This is a genomic window from Agathobaculum sp. NTUH-O15-33 (assembly GCF_033193315.1).
Taxonomy (GTDB): Bacteria; Bacillota; Clostridia; order Oscillospirales; family Butyricicoccaceae; genus Agathobaculum; species Agathobaculum faecihominis_A.
In genome coordinates, this window is record NZ_CP136187.1 from 2,176,439 (window position 1) to 2,195,000 (window position 18,562).

Consider the following 18,562-nt stretch of genomic DNA (forward strand, 5'->3'; position numbering starts at 1 on the left):
TTAAAATTAAGGGCTTGCGGGAGAGGGGGAGCGGAAAGTTCCCCCTCCGCCCGTGCGTTGCTTATCCCTGTTTCATTTGGCCACCTGTCCGCAGTAGCGGGACAGGATCGCCGCTATTTCCGCTCTCGTTGCCGTTCCGGCGGGCGCGAGCTCCTGCTCTGTTCTGCCTGTGATCAGGCTCTTTTGCACACACCACTGCATGGCTTCCCGCGCCCACGCGGATACTTCGTTCGCATCCGTAAAGCTCGAGAGCTCCTCCCTGCCGTCGGTGTCAAAGCCCTTCAGCACCGCGTAGCGGTACAGGATCGCCGCGGTCTGTTCGCGGGTGATCGGATCGTCCGGACCGAAGCGGTCGTTGCCGTAGCCGCCCGCCACATCGGTCTGCGTGGCCCAGAGGATAGCGTCCGTATACCACTTGCCTTCCGCCACATCGGCGAAGGGCGACGCGCCGCTCACCGCCGGTGAACCCGCCATGCGGTACAGGATGGTCACCAGCATGCCGCGCGTAAGCGTTTCATCCGGCGCGAACCGGTCGCTTGACACGCCCTTCATCAGCCCGTTTGTAAATACATAGTCCACATAATTGTGGTACCAGCTGCCGTAGGGGTTGTCGAGGAACGTGCCCTTGGTCGGGCAGCTCTCGCCGCCGTCGCAGGGGGTGAACCCGGCGTCGTCCGTGCCGGGCTTGTCCGGTTCGACGGGCCCGGTGGCTCCGCCACCGCCGCCTCCGGCTCCGCCGCCGCCACCGGAATCTCCGCCGCCGGTTCCGCCGCCGCTGTTGGTTTTCCATTGCGCCTGATATGTGGCGTCTGCCTGCGGGATTGTTCCGCTAAACGCCGGGAGCCAGCCCTCGAACGTATACCCTTCGCGCGTGGCTGTCGGCGCGGTTACGGCCGCGCCCCATTTGCCCCGCACGCTTGCGGCGCCTGTCAAAGCGCCGCCGTTCCCGTCGAACGTTACCGTATACCCCTTACGCTCGTAATAAATCTTTACCACCGTTTCGCCGCTGCCGAGGATCTTTTGCTGCTCCACCGGTCTCGCCGTGTAGTGCGCGAGCTCCTCCGCTGTTTCCGCGGTCATCTGGCCGGCGATGCCAATGCGTTCCGCCGTCTTTTCCGCCTTGCAGCTGCCGTCCGCCTGCTCCATGTACTGCTCCACCTTGTACGGAACGCCCATGGCGCTGGGGTAATACGTCACCGTAAGGGTAAGGTCGCTCGCCGGCATAATACCGGTTAGGCTGTTCGGAATCGCCACATAGCCGTCCAGCGCGGGGAAATCGGTGAACGTATACGCGCTGCCCGCCGCGAGCGTGCCGGTTATCGGCTCCGGCGCGGTCGCTCCGTCCTCGCAGACGAACTTCACGGTATACGTGTAATCCCGTGCCGCTGTGCTCCAACGCGCCACATAGGTCAGGTTTTCCGCGGGCATGGTCTCCGGCAGCTTCGCGCCCCAGCTCAGGAACGTGTAGCCGCTGTTCGCGTCCGCTTCCCGCGTCGGTTCTTCCGGTTCCGCGATGCGCTGGCCGTACAGCAGTGTGGTGGTCTGCGTTTCGTCCTCTCCCCACTTGCCGCCGTTGCCGTCCCAGACGACGTCATACTCGTTGCGCTTGTACCGGATCGTTACCACCGTATCGCCGCCTATGGTCTCCTGTGTATACGTTTCCGCCGTAAAGCCGGGGATCGGCATGGGCCTTGCCTGTGTTTCTTCGTCTACCGTGCCGCCCATGGTCTCTTCCACATAGACGATACCGTCCGTGTCGTCCACGGCCAGAAGCATCGGCATATCCGGCAGCGGTTCCAGCACGTGCTTTACGATGTACTTCGCGTCCGTGTTCGGGAAATAGGTCACGGTAAACGCGAGGTCGTTCGCCGGCATTGTGCCCGTTACCGTTTCAAGGCTCGGGAAGTATCCGTCCTTCTCCGGCGTGTAGATCGCGTAGTCCTTGCCAATGGCGTACATGTCCGAGATATCCTCAAAGGCTTCGCTGCCGTCCTTGTTTTGGTACGAGACCGTTACCTCATAGCTCCGTTCATCCGTGTCCCACTGGGCGATAAAGTACAGGTCGTTCGCCGGCATCTCCGACGGAATCGTCTTATCCCATTTGCTGAACGTATAGCTGTAGTTTACGTCCTCATCCTTGGCAAGTCTTGTGGGCGAAGTGATACTGCCGCCGTATTTCACGCTCTGTATCGTTTCGTCCTCTCCATTCACCTTGCCGCCCGCGCCGTTCCACGTTACCTTGTAGCTGTTGCGGGTGTACAGAATTTCCACCACGGTGCCGCCGTCCGCGTTCACCGTCTGCTGCTCTATCGCTTGCGGTGTAAAGCCTGTGTAAACTCGCGGTTCGGCCCGCGTCTGCGTACCCGTCTGGCCGTACAGCAGATCAAAGTCCGCTTGCTCATAGGCCGTGCCGTTTAGGTTTTGCAGCTTATGCACCACCTTGTACTGTACCCCTTGGTTCGAGTAGTACGTCACCAGCACCTCGGTATCGTGCGACGGCATCGTGCCGGTCACGATCGCGATGGACGGCGTGTACCCTTCCACCTTGGGCGATACCACACGGTAGCTCCGGCCCGCCGTTACCGTTTCTTGATGCGCTTCCGGCGCCGCCGTTCCGTCACCCATTTTGTAGGTCACGGTAAGCTGGTAGCTTTGCGCCGCGCGGCCATACTGCGCGGTATACGTCACGTTCTGCGGCGGCATGGTCTCCGGTACTTCCGGCGTCCAGCCGGTGAAGACATAGTCAAAGTTCGCGTCCGCCGGTCTCGTCAGGTTGGTGGGCCGGTCTATTGCCGCTCCATAACGATAGGTCGCGGTTTTGCTCTTTTCACCGCCTGAGAACGCGCCTTCTCCCGCGTTCCACGTCACCGTGTATTCATTGCGCGTGTAGCGCACTTCTACCAAGGTGCTGCCATCTGCCGCGATTGGTTTCTGCACGACGCGCTGCGCCGTGAAGCCCGGATAGCTGCGCGCCGCGGCCTTGCTCTCCTTGCCCGTCTCGCCGCGCAGGGTTTCGGTATCCGCAAGCTCATAGGCTTCGCCGCTTACCGGCTGGAGCAGGTGTTTTACCGTGTACTGCGTGCCGGTCTCCGGATAGTAAACCACAGTCACCGTCTCGTCCTTCGCGGGCATCGTGCCCTTCACGCTCGTCACGTTCGGGCGGTAGCCTTCTACCGCCGGGATGTCCTTGATCTCGTAGCTCTCGCCGACGATAAACTGGTAGTCCTGCGACGCGTGGGCTTCCGTGCCGTTTTCATACTGATACCGCACGGTAAGCCGGTAGGTCTGGCGGTTGGTGTTCCACTTGGCGGTGAAGGACAGCTCGCCCGCGGGCATCGTTTCCGGTATCTCCGCGTCCCAGCCGCCGAAGGTGTAGGCGTAACCCGCGTCGCTTGTGCGGGTCGGGTCCGCGGGCTTGGTGATTGACGCGCCGTACTTCACGGTCTGCGTCCATCTGTCCTCCCCGTTTACCTTGCCGCCCGCCGCGTTCCACGTCACCTGATACCCCTTCCGCGCGTACTTAATCTGCACCGTGGTATTGCCGTTCGCCAGAATCGTCTGCTGCTCCGGCGTTTCGGCGGTGTAGCCCTCATAGATTTTGGGCACCGCCGCCGTCTGCGCGCCCGGCTGGCCGCGCTGTACCTGCTCGTCCTTGATCGGGCCGTAGGTTCCGTCCTCCTGTTCCAGAAGGTGCTGCACCTTGTAGGTCACGCCCTTGGTGGATACGTAGGTAACAAGTATCTCCGTATCCTTCGCGGGCATGGTGCCGGTTACCACGCTTTGGTTGGGCGCATAGCCCTCGATACTCGGGCTTTCCACGTTGTAGCTGCCGCCGGTGCTCACCTGTTCCGTATGCGGTTCGTGCGCCGTTGTGCCGTCCGCGAAGCGGTACAGCACGGTGAGCGTATACGGCTTGGCCGTGCGCTCGTACTGCGCCGTGTAGGCCACATCCCACGCGGGCATGGTATCCGCCACCGAAGGCGACCAGCCGGTGAACCGGTACGTGAACAGATCGTCCGCCGCCTTCGTTGGGGTGGGCGCTCCGGTGATTGCCGCGCCGTACTTTACGGTGCTGATTTTCGTCGCGGCGTTGCCGTCGAACTGGCCGTCCCCCGCGTTCCATGTCACCGTGTAGCTTTCGCGCTCGTACTGGATCTCCACCACGGTTTCCGTCTCGCTGGAAATGGTCTGCTGCGTCACGGAAGATGGTTTCTTGAAGCCCGCGTACGTCTTGGCCGCGGCCTTGGTCTGCTCGCCCGCCGTACCGCGTAAGTATTCCGTCTCCGCAAGGGTGTAGCCTTCGCCTGCCGCGTCTTTTTGCAGGTGCTTCACTGTGTACCGTGTGGCGTTGTTCGGGTAGTACGTCACCGTGATCTCCGTATCCGCCGCAGGCATGATACCTGTAACGGTTTCCAGATTCGGCGTCATGCCCTCCACGGCTGGCGAACTCACGGTATAGTTTTGTCCCACGGTATAGACTTCGCTCTTGCTCGGCGCGGCTTCGCCGCCGTCCGCTTTTTTGTAGTGCACCGTTAGGGTGTATTGGTTCTGCACAGCGGACCACGTTGCAAAGAACGTCTGGTCCCCCGCGGGCATCGTCTGCGGTACCGACGGGTCCCAACCGGCAAACGCATACCCGAACTGCGCGTCTCCGTTCTTTACCGGCGTGGACGGCGGCGTAAGCATTTCGCCGTACTTAACGGTCCGCGTTACGGTCTTTTGGCCGCCGATCGTGCCGCCGTTGCCGTTCCACACCACCTGATAGCTGTTTCTCGTGTAACGGATTTCCACCGCTGCCGTACCGTCCGCGCGAATGGTGGTCTGCTGTACCTTCTGCGCCGTGTAGCCGTCATAGCTGCGCGGCAGGGCCGACGTCTGCGCGCCCGTTGTTCCGCGCAGCACCTCGGTCTCCTCGATGTCGCCGCCCACGGCTTCCCGCACATGCTTTACCGTATACTCCACGCCGCTTGTGGAGACATAGGTGACCGTCTCCGTCGTATCCGACGCGGGCATAACGCCCGTTACCACCGTGCGGTTTGCCGCGTACCCGCTTACCTCGGGCGACGCGATCCGGTAGCTTTCGCCTACCGACATGTTTTCCTTTACCACGGCTTCCTTCGCCTGCGTGCCGTCCGCGTACAGGTATTGCACCGTTAGCGTATACGTGCGCGGCGTTCTTATATACTGTGCCGTGTAGGTCACATCGTACGACGGCATTTCACCGGCAACCGACGGATACCAGCCGCTGAAGGTATAGGTATAGTTCGCGTCCGCCGCTTTGGTGGGCGAAGAGGGCGCGCTCACCGCCGCCCCATACCGCACGCTCATGAGCTGGTTGGCTGCGCCGCCCGGGAAGGTACCGCCGCCCGCGTCCCATGTGACGGTGTAATACCGCCGCGCGTAGTACGCCTTGACGACAGCCTTGCCATCCTCTGTCACTGTGGCTTGCTCCACGTGATCCACCGTGTAGCCGTCGTAATTCTTGCCGGTCTCGCTGGTCTGACGGCCAACAAAGCCGGTCCGCGTTTCGGTTTCAACCGGCTCTGCGGCATATGCGCCAGCGGCGTTTGCCAAATAATGCTTGACCGTATAGGCGGTGGCCGAGGATTCGTCGTAGTAGACCACCGTAACGTTGACATTCGCCGCGGGCATGACGCCCGAAACGCTCGTTTGGCTCGCGATTTTACCACTCACCGCCGGGAAGCCGGACAAATAGTAATCCGACCCCGCCGAAAACTTTCCGCTCACCGGCGACACGCCCGCTAATGCATTGCCATCCTGATCCGCGAAATCCACCGTTACCGTGTACATCCGCGCGGAAGGCGTCCAGTATGCCGTATAGCCGATATTGTTCGCGGGCATCGTTTCCGGTACTGTGCCGTCCCAGCCCGCGAAGGTGTAGCTGTTTACCGCGTCCGTCGCGTGGATTACCTCCGGCGCGGTCAGCGGCGCGCCATAGCGCAGGCTCACCGTGCGTGGGAGCATGGCGTAGTCGTCTGCAAATGCGCCGCCGTTCGGGTCCCATATCGCGCTGTAGCTATTGCGGGTGTATTGGATGATCACGGTCGTGGTTCCATCCTCGGCAATCGTTGCCGAGGGGATGCTCTGAACGGTAAAGCCGTCATAGCTGCGCGGGATGGCGCGGGCCGCCTGCCCCGGCGTACCGCGCGGGGTCTCGGTATCTATCGTTTGATAGCCGCCGGCCAGCCGCTCTTGCTGATGAAGCACGGTATACGGCGTGTCCGTATCTTTATAATAGTATACGGTAAGCGTTAGATCATGCGCCGGCATAAGGCCGCTGGCCACAGCCTGCGACGGTGCGAGGCCCGGATACGAGGGCGCGGACACACGGTACTGGGTATTGTAGGTCACCGATTCGGTAGCCGTGGACAGCACGCTGCCGTTTGTAGCGTCCACATACCGGACGGTAAGCGTCAAGGAGCGCTGCTTTGCCGTAAACTGCGCGACATAGGTGACCGGCCCGGTCACGATAGGCAGCGCCGCGTTGGAGGTGTAAATGCGCTTGCCATCGCTCCATCCGCTGAACGTGTAATCATAGTACCCGTCCGATTCCCGGCCCGTCGTAAACTCGTCGATCCCGGCAAAGGTGGACTCCGCGCCGTATGGCAGCGATTCCCGGTGCGTCGCGCCCGCCGATACCCAGATCACCTCGTACGTGCGCCGCACCTGCTTGAATTCCGCTACATAGGTGGCGTTACCCATCACGCGCGGCAGCGCGGCGTCATAAAACATGCCGCTGTCCTGATCCCGCCAGCCCTTGAATACATAGCTGTGATCCATAGACGGGCTTTTTTCCGGCGCAGCGCCGTACTTGGGCAAGCTGCCGTATTCAAACCGGCTCACCGATTGCCCGCCTTCCACGATCCAAGTGATCTCGTATTGAGGTTTGGACAGACCCGAAACATTGATATCCGTGTTTTCCGTGATGTTGGTCAGCTCATAGGTATACGTCAGCCCGTTTTTGTTTTTATAGCGCAGTTCCTGCTGATAATTTGCCTTAACCACCGGATCGGCCGCGCTATACGTTTCATCCAGAGTAATGGTGAAGGAGAACGAACCGCCGTAATCCACCGAGCCGCTCTGCGGCGACGCGGTGAAGCCCGTTCCTTCGATCACCGCGACCTTGTAGGATGGTTTTCGTAAGCCGGTGACGGTGACCGTCTGATCCTCCGTGATATTCGAGATGGTGTACGTCCCGCCGACCGCCGTAAGCGTTTCTCTTTTGCCCGAAGCGCCGATGGCGGTAACGATCATGGACGTTGCGTCCACCGCCGCGGCCACGCTTACCGAAAAGCTGAAGCTGCCGCCCCGCCGCACCACAGTGCTGCTCGCCGGTACGATATTATACCCCGTGCCCGCCGTAAGACTCACATTAAAGTGCTCCACCACGAGCGGTTCCACTGTGATGTGTTGATCCATCGTCACGTTAGAGAGCGTATAGGTATAATCCAGCCCGGATACACCATCCATGCTCAGCGGCGCGCCCATATTGCTGCGCACCACCGGCACCGCGCCCTCATAATCCGGCGTAAGGGTCAGCACGAAGGTGTGGCTGCCGTTGTAGATCACATCGCGGCTGTCCTTCGGGGCGATGGTGTAGCCCACGCCGGTATCGTAGGATACCTGATAACGGTTCAGTGCAAGGCCCTTGACCTCCAGCGAAACATTGTCCTTCACCGATTTTATGGTGTATACATTGTCCACCGGGGCAAGCTCCTGCCCATCCGCCAGCACGATCAGCTCGGACTGGCTGTACGGAGGGTCGAGTACGATGGTAAAGCTCCAATCCTTGCCGTATTCCGCTTGAAACGAGCCGCTTACCGGCATGATCTGATAACCTGCTATCGCCGCGGGCGGCGTGACCGTGAACACCTTGCGCGACGCGGTGACGGAAAGCTGGGTATCCGCCGTTACATCAAGCGCGAGCTCCTGCCCGACCTTACCGGCAAAGCCCGCATTCTCTATCCCGTTTACCAATACCTTGGCCGTCGCGGGATCGAATCCCGTATCCAGCGCGATCTTGAAGCGGTACTTGCCACCGTGGCGGATATAATTCTGATCGCCCTCTGTTACCAAGCCGTTTGCAGCGTCACTCAACAGGGATACGGTGCAGCCCTCGCCCGTTGTGACCGAAACAGGGTAGCGTTTGCGCTCGTAGTACAGCTTGAGCGTCAATCCCTTATCCTCCGGCACCGTACCGGATACCACGCTGGGGTCGCTGTAAAGCGGCGCAAAGCCGGTAACTTCCTGTGCCTTTGCGTAAAAGATAGAGCCCGCGTCTGCCATTTCCTTAGTGGTATTCGTCGGCGTGTCGGGATAGGTACCATCCAGCCGCTGCTGATAATGCTGCACCGTATTCTCCACACGATTGCGTTCCCATACCGCGTACAGCACGACGACCGAGTTGGTATCATGCGTGAACCGGTCGGTATAGAGCGTGCCCGTGCCGTCTTGCTTTTCGCTCCAGCCCTTGAATTTGTAGCCCGCGCGGCTGATATTCGCCGCGCCCGGCAGCTCCGCCGCCGTGCCGACGCTCACCGAACTGCTGGTTTCCATGCCCGTAAGCGTGCCGCCGTTGGCGTGCAGCACCAGCGTATATACGTTTTGCGACCATGCCGCGGTCAGCTCGACCGGCTCGGTGGAATCGATCTGGCTGCCGTTATATACCGGCTGTTCTCCGTTGTACCAGCTGACGAAGGTCCAATCGGTTTTCTGCGGCGTGGGCAGCTTGCCGCCGAACAGCGAGCCATAGGTCGCGCCGAAGTCGCCCGTTACCTTCTGGGTGGGCTGGCCGTTCACCTTCGCGCCCTCGCCCGGGTTCAGCGTAATCTGTACCTGATCCGGTTTCCATTGCGCATAGGCCACGATCGGCTGCTTGCTGGAGCAAATGGTATCTCCCGTAAGCGTTTCGCCGGTGCCATCCTTCTTGGTGTTCCACGATAGGAAGGTATACCCCTTGCGCTCTGCGCCTGCCGGCCAGTTGTGATTGACGTTATAGGGATAATCCAGATCGACCGTGATGGAGGCGATCGGTGTACCGTCGTCCACGTCAAAGGAAATAAGCTGCTGCCCCAGTACCCACTTGGCGTATAAGGTGTGGTTCTGATCCGTCTTCACGATGCTGTCCGTTTCAATGCGGGTCATGTAGCTGCCCGATTCCAAATACCAGCCGCCGAAAATCCAGTCCGGCTGATCCGCGGGGGGATTTGGCGTGGGTAATGTGCCGTAGGGCTGATCGTAGGTCACCGGTATGGTGTATCCGGCGCCTTCGCTCAGGCTGCCCGCGCCCGGGTCAAACGACACGTTAAACCGGTGCGCGTCATACTTGGCGTAAACCGTATGCTGCTCCGTCTTTTTCACAACGGTCTGGTCGCCGCCCGCAAGGTAGACGATCTGGTCGCCCCATGCGCCGCTTTCGCTGCCGTCCTGCATGAACCAGCCCTTAAAATCGTAGCCGGTGCGGTCGAGCGTATACCCTTCGCCGTAGGGCTCCAAATACCGCACCTGCTTGGGGAGCTGTAACCCCTTGGATAACTGATACATAACGGTGATCTGCGCATGCTCCCAGCCCGCATACAGAGTTTGCGGTTTTTCCTCTGTTTCTTCCACCTGCGTGTATCCCGCTCGCACAAATTCATCCGGCAAACAATTCCTAGAGGAATACCAGCCGGTGAAGATGTAGCCGTTTCGGGTAAGCGTCGGCAGTTTCGGATAGGTCAGTTCAAAATAGCCGGTCGTCGTGTAGGTGTTGCCGGTGGAGGACAGCGTGGCTTCGTCCGAAGTCCATGTCTGGTCCGGATTGCCGTCCGGCATCAAATTGGGGTCAAAGGAAATCTTGCTCGGCCTTGGGTTCCATTTTGCGTAAAGGCTGGTGCCGTCCGCCCCGATATTCCAAGTGTGGCAAGGCTTTCCCTCTTTATCAAAATACTGCTGGTCATACGCTGCGCCGTCCTTGGTCCAATAGCCGTCAAAGGTATAGCCGGTACGGCTTGGCATGGTTCCGGTCAGGCTGCTCAGCTTGTCCGCCGGCGTGTCGTAAGCCGCCTTGTAGGTGCTGGGGGGCGAGCCCGCGGCCGTCGCCTCCGGTGCATTCAACGTCGCATAATATTCGTTCGCTGTCCAATAGGCGTATAGCGAAAGATCGGTTCCGTCCACGGCCCAGCTTTTCGTACCCGCGCCGGTATTGTTAAAATACTGTGTGCCCTTTCCGTCTTTCTCCGTGTAATAGCCTTGAAAGGTATAGTGCGCAAGGCTGGGGGGATCGATGCTGTTCGGCGTGACCCCTGTGGTGGCCGTAAACTGATCGGCTCCCGACGTACCGCCCAGCTTATCCAGCTTGACCGTATAGGTTTTGGCCGTCCACCGCGCATACAGCGTAACGTTCGCCGCTTTGTCCCATTCGCCTGCGCTCTTGCCTTCGGAGTCAAAATATTTTGTGCCGCCGGTATTCGCGCTTGTATCATAATAGCCTTCAAACGTATAGCCCGTTCTGGTAGGCACGCTGTCCAACGTAGGCATGGGATAACCCAGATAGCAGGTCGCAGTAGTAGACCCCGTGGTACCGTCGTTGAAGCTTAAGGTCGGCGTGTATTTGATCGCATCCGGCATGCTGGCGGCCTTTATGCCGCCCTGTACGCTGCCGGAAATAGATGCGCCGGTATCCTTATAAACACCGCCGCAGCCGCCATGACTACCTACGGAACCTCCGGAGGTCGCGGCGGGTGAATCTCCATGTTGATTTCTGATATAGCCCGAGGTGCCGCTCGGATCTGTGTCACCGTTTCTATTTATTGTGGTGTTGGTGCCGCCGGAGCCGCCATTGGATACGCCGCCGCCGCCGCCCCGGCCGTTGGTATATTGGTAACCACTGGTATCTCTAGTAATCCAAAAGACGCCGCCGCCGTTACCGCCGCCGCCACCGCCGCCGCCGCCGTTACCGCCGCCTATGCCATAAGTCTCGTAGGAGTCGTCGCCGCCGCCACCACCGCCGCCGCCGCCGCCGGCAGAGTAGTCTTTTTTCCAGCCACTTCCTGCGTCATTAGCATACGCTCCGTAGCCGCCCCCGTTGCCATAAGCCTTTGAACTGCCCATTTGCGCGGAAACTGATACCTTGCCCAGCACATAGAGCTTTCCCATCGTTCCGCCGGCGCTGCCGGCGCCGCCGTCCGATCCGCGGTAGCCGTATTCATCCCAGCCGTCAACACCGACCGTATTTTTGTTTGGGGCGCCGCCGCCATCGCCGCCGTTGCCGCCCTTACCGCCGTTGCCGCCAATACCCGCGCCCGGACCATAAGCGCCGTTGCCGCCCTTGCCGCCCGGACCGCCGACAGCATGTTCATCACCACCAACGTGCATTTCAGCATTGGTACCCTTCGTTCCGTTGGTACCCGCTAACCCCGCACCGCCGGTTGCCACAAGTCTGCCGCCGCCTGTCACGATCAGCGTGGAAGAACTGGGAATCATCAGACCAGCGCCGCCGCCGCTTGTTCCGTTTTTCGCTGCGCCGCCCGTCAGCGTGAGAGTGCAGCCGCTTTTGATATAAAGCACCGCCGTCGCATTATTCTCCACCGAAAGCGCAGGCTGCGACAGCGCAGCGTTCGTTAAACTGACATTCTGACTCACGATATAAACAGTATTGTTCTTCAGCATGCCGATACTCGTACTCATCGGTTCCGACGTTGTAAAGCCCGCCGCCGCGCTAGGCACCAGCAGTTCCGGCAAAACGCCCAGTGCGAGCACAAACGCCAGCCACAGGCTGATTACACGCTTTAATCTGTTTTTCATTTCGCCGCACCCCCCTCACTGCCGGTATGTCCCACAGTATCGATTATCCCCCACCCATTTTGCATGCCGTGGGATAAAAGCAAAAATTCCTGCCACACCATTTGCTTCGCTCCTCTTTTCGTTTTCTGGAAACGCGCAAAAGCTTCCGCCTACCACATAATCAGAATTATGTGGTAGGCGGCTGGGCGCGATCCGGTACGAAAAAAGAAAAAACCAAGCCTGCGCTCAAAAGGAGAGCGCGCGCAGGCTTGGTTTTGATGCATGTAAATAGGGGGGATTTTTCATAAAGACAAAAAATCCCCTAAAAATATATTATTATTCAAAAACAGATTTGTTTATTTCACCCCACCCCTTGACTTTCGGCAAACTTTATCTCATAATAGTGTTGTCATAGAAAAAAACAACCAAATATGTAACCGACGGGGCTTGTGCTTACCACATAATTCTGATTATGTGGTATTTTTATTTTATCCGCACTCCACCAGACCCAAACGGGACAGCAGCTTCTTCTGCTCCACGCCGCTGGTGGCCGTGTAAATGCGCGTGGTCTCCACGCTGGAATGACCCAGAATATCCGCCAGACGGATGATATCCTTTTCCAGCTGGTAATACGTGATCGCGAACAGGTGCCGCAGGTTATGCGGGAATATCTTTTCCGCGGGTACGTTCGCTTTTTGGCTCAGGCGCTTCATATCCGCCCAAATATTGCTTCGGTCCAGCGGGCGGCCCGAACGGGATACAAACACAGGTCCCCGCTCCACGCCGTGCGCCCGGCAAAAACGAAGGAGCGGCCCTTTTAGTTCCGCGGGAATAAAAACAACGCGCTCCTTCCCCTTATTGACGATGCGCGCATAGCCGGTCTTGATTGCCGACACCGTAATGAAGCGGTGCTCGCTTACCCGGATACCGGTGGCGCAGATCGTCTGCATCAGCAGATACAGGCGCTCGTTTTGTTTGTGCTTTGCCGCGTGCAGCAGGCGCTGGTATTCGTCCTTCGTCAGCTCGCGGTCGGCTCGCCGGAAATTTTGCCGTTGTATGCGCAAGAGCTTTACCCGGCATTCGCTCCATCCCAGAAACGTCAGCAAGCCGTTTACCGCCACCAGCATGGAATTAGCGCTGCTACCCTTATAATGCTGCGAAAGGTGCTTTTTATAGGATATCACGGTTTCCTTATCCACGGTCTTGTCCGCCGATAAGAAGGTGAAAAAGTGCCGTATATCTCTTAAATATTTGACAATGGTCTCCGGGCTGCGCTCATCCTCGATCAGCTGTTGATGATAGCGTTCCAGCGAGCTTAAAGAGAGAATATAGTGCTGCGTCATGTTGCTTCCTCCTTTTCGTATGCGGATAGTATGGCCCGATGGGCCGCTCCGCAACCGAAAAGCTATTTTATATGGAGCGCATCCTAAAAGGCGCGCGGGTGTGTCTTCTACTAATCATAGCCGGAATTTCCGTTCATACAAGGTCTTCATCCCGAACAACCTTTTTGACATTCCCAATCGCCCTCTTGCAGATCTGCTCCCGCACCTCCGTGTAACGCTTAACCGGTATGGGCAGCACATGACCGCCATATAAGTGCAGGGCAAAGCGCCTAACGCCGATCACGTAATGCGCGTTTACCAGAAAGCTGCGATGGCTGCGTACAAAATGCACAGGCAGCTTTTGGTGAAGCTCCCCTAATTTTGCGTACACCTCGATCGTGTCGTCCACACCGTGCAGAATGCAGTGCGGCTTTTGCGCTTCAATAAATAGGATTTCATCCGCCAGCACAATGTGGGTGTTGTAGCGGATATCCCGCACGGTTATTTTTTTGTGCTTTTTCTTCTCCTTTCGCAAAATTTCCTGCATATAGCGGTAGGTCTCCCGCCCCGCCCGAAAGGGGAACAGTTCGCCCGGCTCCGTTAGGTCAAAGCTGTTGGAAACATGGATATGTACGGCCTTCGGGCCGTCCTCAAACAGCGCGTATTGAAATGTGGCGCGCTGAAGGCTCGCCAGCACCATTTCTGACGCCCCTGTTGTTCGCGCATGCAGCCGGCCGGCCACGGTACAGCAGTGTTCATCCGCGTAGATCACCCCATATTCTGAATCCGCGACCTCGCGCAAGATCCCCTTTTCCGCGGATAGCATTTCCAGCATCGTTTCCGCGCCTTCGATAAACTGCCATTCCATCGCACCGATCCATATCAGGTTCGGCGCAAAAAATCCGGCGGCTTCCCTGATCCGGCCCGCGTAAACCAGCTCCATGATCTCCTTTGTGACCTCCGGTAATTCCTTACACCAGTCCGGTATTTGCTCTTCATGTCGATAGCCGTAAATAAACGGCCGCTTTTCTTTGTACTGCATTTTTTAACCTCCGCGCAGCTCATCTAAAATTCCGTTCATTATTCTACAATAACGTGCGCAAAAAGGCTATATAAAGTCATGATTTGGTTCATATTACCTTGCTTCGTTCCCAAAAAATATAAAAAAACTCCCGGAACACAACGCTTTCGCATTGTGTTCCGGGAGTTTGCTATGGAGCTGTTGACGAGATTCGAACTCGTGACCTCATCCTTACCAAGGATGTACTCTGCCTACTGAGCTACAACAGCAGATAAAAGAAACCGACGGCTACGCCGCCGGTTTCTTTGCTGTGGCGACCCGGATGGGACTTGAACCCACGGCCTCTAGCGTGACAGGCTAGCGCTCTAACCAACTGAGCTACCGGGCCAGATAGTGAAAAAAATATGGTGGGCCTTCAGGGACTCGAACCCAGGACCGACCGGTTATGAGCCGGTTGCTCTAACCAACTGAGCTAAAGGCCCATATTCCAAGGAATGAACAGCACTTTGCCGCCACGGTATATGGGTGGCGGCAAAGCCTGATCGCTTATGGCTCCTCAAGTTGGACTCGAACCAACGACCCTGCGGTTAACAGCCGCATGCTCTACCAACTGAGCTATTGAGGAATATAGAAGCGAATCAGTTAAAAACTAATTCGCTTAGTGTGCGCATTGAGTTATCTTCCCGGGCCGTCGCCAGCCAAGTATTGTCACCGTAAGCGAGCTTAACTACTGTGTTCGAAATGGGAACAGGTGTACCCTCGCCACCATTAACACGCACTATATTTGGTAAACACTCTCGTGCTTAACCGCTTGTCTAACATACCACGTTTCGCCGCTTCTGTCAAGTCCATTCTTTGGAATGGTGACCCGTGGGAGAATCGAACTCCCGTTTGCGGCGTGAGAGGCCGCCGTCTTAACCGCTTGACCAACGGGCCATTTCAGCTTCTCCGGTATGTCTTTCGGCACCACCGTGGGAATCGGCTTTTCCCCGATCCCACAGCGCACCGTTCTGGTACACCATCACGGGCTCGAACCGTGGACCCACTGATTAAGAGTCAGTTGCTCTACCAACTGAGCTAATGGTGCATACTTCCCTCAAGATCGCTCTCTCGGAAACTCTTTCAAGGTTTATACCCTGAAAACTGAACAACAACTACTTACAAGCTATAAGAGATTTGAGGTTACCTCTAATAATGAGGTCAAGCCCTCGGCCTATTAGTATCAGTCCGCTGCATGTGTTACCACACTTCCACTCCTGACCTATCAACCTTGTAGTCTACAAGGGGCCTTACCCCCGAAGGGTGGGAATACTTATCTCAAGGGGAGTTTCACGCTTAGATGCCTTCAGCGTTTATCTCGTCCGTACTTAGCTACCCAGCTATGCCCTTGGCAGAACAACTGGTGCACCAGCGGTACGTCCATCCCGGTCCTCTCGTACTAAGGACAGCTCCTCTCAATATTCCTGCGCCCGCAACAGATAGGGACCGAACTGTCTCACGACGTTCTGAACCCAGCTCGCGTACCGCTTTAATTGGCGAACAGCCAAACCCTTGGGACCGAATTCAGCCCCAGGATGCGATGAGCCGACATCGAGGTGCCAAACCTCCCCGTCGATGTGGACTCTTGGGGGAGATCAGCCTGTTATCCCCAGGGTAGCTTTTATCCGTTGAGCGACGGCATTTCCATTCACATACCGCCGGATCACTAACTCCAACTTTCGTTACTGCTCGAACCGTCATTCTCGCAGTTAGGCTCGTTTATGCGTTTACACTCAGTGCACGATTTCCGTCCGTGCTGAACGAACCTTTGAGCGCCTCCGTTACTCTTTTGGAGGCGACCGCCCCAGTCAAACTGCCCACCTGACAGTGTCCCCCGACCCGATTCAGGGCCGCAGGTTAGAATCCCAATATCCCAAGAGTGGTATCCCAAGGTTGCCTCCACACATGCTGGCGCACGTGCTTCCTAGGCTCCCACCTATCCTGTACATGGAATACCGAGATCCAATATCAAGCTACAGTGAAGCTCCATGGGGTCTTTCCGTCTAGTTGCGGGAAACCGGCATCTTCACCGGTACTACAATTTCGCCGGGCGGGCTGTTGAGACAGTGCCCAAATCGTTACGCCATTCGTGCGGGTCAGAACTTACCTGACAAGGAATTTCGCTACCTTAGGACCGTTATAGTTACGGCCGCCGTTTACTGGGGCTTAAGTTCGCACCTTCGGATTGCTCCTAAGCACTCCCCTTAACCTTCCAGCACCGGGCAGGCGTCACCCCCTATACGTCATCTTTCGATTTAGCAGAGAGCTGTGTTTTTGCTAAACAGTCGCTTGGGCCTTTTCACTGCGGCCTACTCTCGTAGGCGCCCCTTATCCCGAAGTTACGGGGCCAATTTGCCGAGTTCCTTAACAACCCTTCTCCCGTTGGCCTTAGAATACTCATCCCATCTACCTGTGTCGGTTTGCGGTACGGGCACCTTAGTATACACATAAGCTTTTCTCGTCTCTCACGCCATCGACTTCCCTACTTTAATTTCGGTCCCTTTCGCCCCGGGCAACCATCGCCGGGGTTCGACTTAATGAAAGCGTCCCTTATGCTTAAAGTTCGGTGGTTACGGAATTTCTACCGTATGTGCATCGACTACGCCTTTCGGCCTCGCCTTAGCTCCCGACTTACCTTGGGCGGACGAACCTTCCCCAAGAAACCTTAGATTTTCGGCCATTATGATTCTCACATAATTCTCGCTACTTATTCCGGCATTCTCACTCGTATGCTGTCCACCAGTGCTCTCGCTCTGACTTCGCCCCGCATACGACGCTCCCCTACCCAATACAATTTCTTGTAATGCCTAAGCTTCGGTTAGATACTTAGCCCCGTTACATTTTCTGCGCAAAACCACTCGACCAGTGAGCTATTACGCACTCTTTGAATGTATGGCTGCTTCTAAGCCAACATCCATAGTTGTTTTCGCAGTTTCACATCATTTTCCACTTAGTATCTATTTGGGACCTTAGCTGTAGATCTGGGCTGTTTCCCTTTCGACCACGTGACTTATCTCTCGTAGTCTGACTGCTATTCATCAATTAGCCGGCATTCAGAGTTTGATAGGGTTCGGTAACCTCGCGGCCCCTAGCCCATTCAGTGCTTTACCTCCGGTAATCTAAAATAACGCTAGCCCTAAAGCTATTTCGGGGAGAACCAGCTATCTCCGAGTTCGATTGGAATTTCTCCGCTATCCACAAGTCATCCCCGGCTTTTTCAACAGACGTGGGTGCGGCCCTCCATTGCGTCTTACCGCAACTTCAGCCTGCTCATGGATAGGTCACCCGGTTTCGGGTCTAATACACGTAACTTCATTCGCCCTTTTCAGACTCGCTCTCGCTACGGCTCCGGTACTCCAGTACCTTAACCTCGCTACGTACATTAACTCGCCGGACCGTTCTACAAAAAGTACCCGATCACACGTTAATGTGCTCTCGGTGCTTGTAGGCACAAGGTTTCAGGTTCTCTTTCACTCCCCTCCCGGGGTCCTTTTCACCTTTCCCTCACGGTACTGCTTCTCTATCGGTCACTGAGTAGTATTTAGGCTTGGAGGATGGTCCCCCCATGTTCCCAGCGGGTTTCACGTGTCCGCTGGTACTCTGGATCCTGCTAGCGCTCCATTCTTTTCACCTACGGGGCTATCACCCTGTTTCGCCGCTCTTCCCAAAGCGTTCGGTTAAAAATGAAAGCTACATGTCGCAGTCCTAACCCCGGAAATATTGCTACTCCCGGTTTGGCCTCTTCCGCGTTCGCTCGCCACTACTTGCGGAATCTCGGTTGATTTATTTTCCTCGCCCTACTTAGATGTTTCAGTTCAGGCGGTTTCCCTACGTACACCTATGTATTCAGTGCACGTTGACAGAGTATTGCTCTGCCGGGTTTCCCCATTCGGAAATCTTCGGATCAAAGCCCATTTGCGGCTCCCCGAAGCTTATCGCAGCTTGTCGCGTCCTTCATCGGCTCTCAGTGCCAAGGCATTCCCCTTGCGCCCTTTACAGCTTGACCAGCTGTAAGACCTATGGCGGTTAACCATAGGAATTATTTAGCGGGCAGTTCCATATTTCTCAAAATACTTTCCTGCCTTTGAATTATTAGAGTAATCTCGGTTCTTTTTTAGCTATTTTGTAGTATGATCTTTCGATCATATTTCCCAACAATATAAACGTCAAAACCTTTATGCTGATCTTTTAAAGATCGGAATAACATTTTAACATTTTCCTCTATCGATTTTTCAATCGATATGATGTTAGCATTCCTGCTTCCATCATATTGTTGCTTTTGCTTTCGTTATTGTTCAGTTTTCAAGGTACAAATTCAGTTAGGAGTGAGGAGGTAGGAACTAGGAGTTACCCTATTCCTTCTTTCCTTTTAGCAGCTAGCTTTCAGATCTCTCCT

The 18,562-nt window shown here is 56.6% G+C and carries 3 protein-coding genes, 6 tRNA genes and 2 rRNA genes; all 11 read right to left on the bottom strand.

The window, feature by feature from the left end:
- Positions 1-72: 72 nt before the first annotated feature.
- The 11 genes from RWV98_RS10835 to RWV98_RS10885 all read right to left on the bottom strand — a co-directional run bounded on the left by RWV98_RS10835 (position 73) and on the right by RWV98_RS10885 (position 18,172).
- Positions 73-11,805, bottom strand: a complete 11,733-nt coding sequence (locus RWV98_RS10835) for an InlB B-repeat-containing protein (protein WP_317860702.1) — start codon at positions 11,803-11,805, stop codon at positions 73-75.
- Positions 11,806-12,272: 467 nt separating this feature from the next.
- Positions 12,273-13,127 carry a tyrosine-type recombinase/integrase gene (locus tag RWV98_RS10840; protein ID WP_317860704.1) on the bottom strand — a complete coding sequence of 285 codons (855 nt, stop codon included), beginning with the start codon at positions 13,125-13,127 and terminating at the stop codon, positions 12,273-12,275.
- A gap of 133 nt (positions 13,128-13,260) precedes the next feature.
- Positions 13,261-14,148, bottom strand: coding sequence for a LytR/AlgR family response regulator transcription factor (locus RWV98_RS10845; RefSeq protein WP_317860706.1), 888 nt, complete (start codon positions 14,146-14,148; stop codon positions 13,261-13,263).
- Positions 14,149-14,320: 172 nt separating this feature from the next.
- A tRNA-Thr gene (locus RWV98_RS10850) sits at positions 14,321-14,396 on the bottom strand.
- 42 nt (positions 14,397-14,438) lie between these two features.
- Positions 14,439-14,515 (bottom strand) — tRNA-Asp (locus tag RWV98_RS10855).
- Positions 14,516-14,532: 17 nt separating this feature from the next.
- Positions 14,533-14,609 (bottom strand) — tRNA-Ile (locus RWV98_RS10860).
- A gap of 67 nt (positions 14,610-14,676) precedes the next feature.
- A tRNA-Asn gene (locus tag RWV98_RS10865) sits at positions 14,677-14,752 on the bottom strand.
- Positions 14,753-14,789: 37 nt separating this feature from the next.
- Positions 14,790-14,906, bottom strand: a 5S ribosomal RNA gene (gene rrf, locus RWV98_RS10870).
- An 82-nt stretch (positions 14,907-14,988) separates the two neighbouring features.
- Positions 14,989-15,063, bottom strand: a tRNA-Glu gene (locus RWV98_RS10875).
- A gap of 75 nt (positions 15,064-15,138) precedes the next feature.
- Positions 15,139-15,214, bottom strand: a tRNA-Lys gene (locus RWV98_RS10880).
- A 109-nt stretch (positions 15,215-15,323) separates the two neighbouring features.
- Positions 15,324-18,172: ribosomal RNA gene (locus RWV98_RS10885) — 23S ribosomal RNA — on the bottom strand.
- Between the last annotated feature and the right edge of the window lie 390 nt (positions 18,173-18,562).

Coding starts and splice junctions, on each gene's coding strand:
- RWV98_RS10835 (WP_317860702.1), bottom strand. CDS start 11,805: ATGAAAAACAGATTAAAGCGTGTAATCAGCCTGTGGCTGGCGTTTGTG.
- RWV98_RS10840 (WP_317860704.1), bottom strand. CDS start 13,127: ATGACGCAGCACTATATTCTCTCTTTAAGCTCGCTGGAACGCTATCAT.
- RWV98_RS10845 (WP_317860706.1), bottom strand. CDS start 14,148: ATGCAGTACAAAGAAAAGCGGCCGTTTATTTACGGCTATCGACATGAA.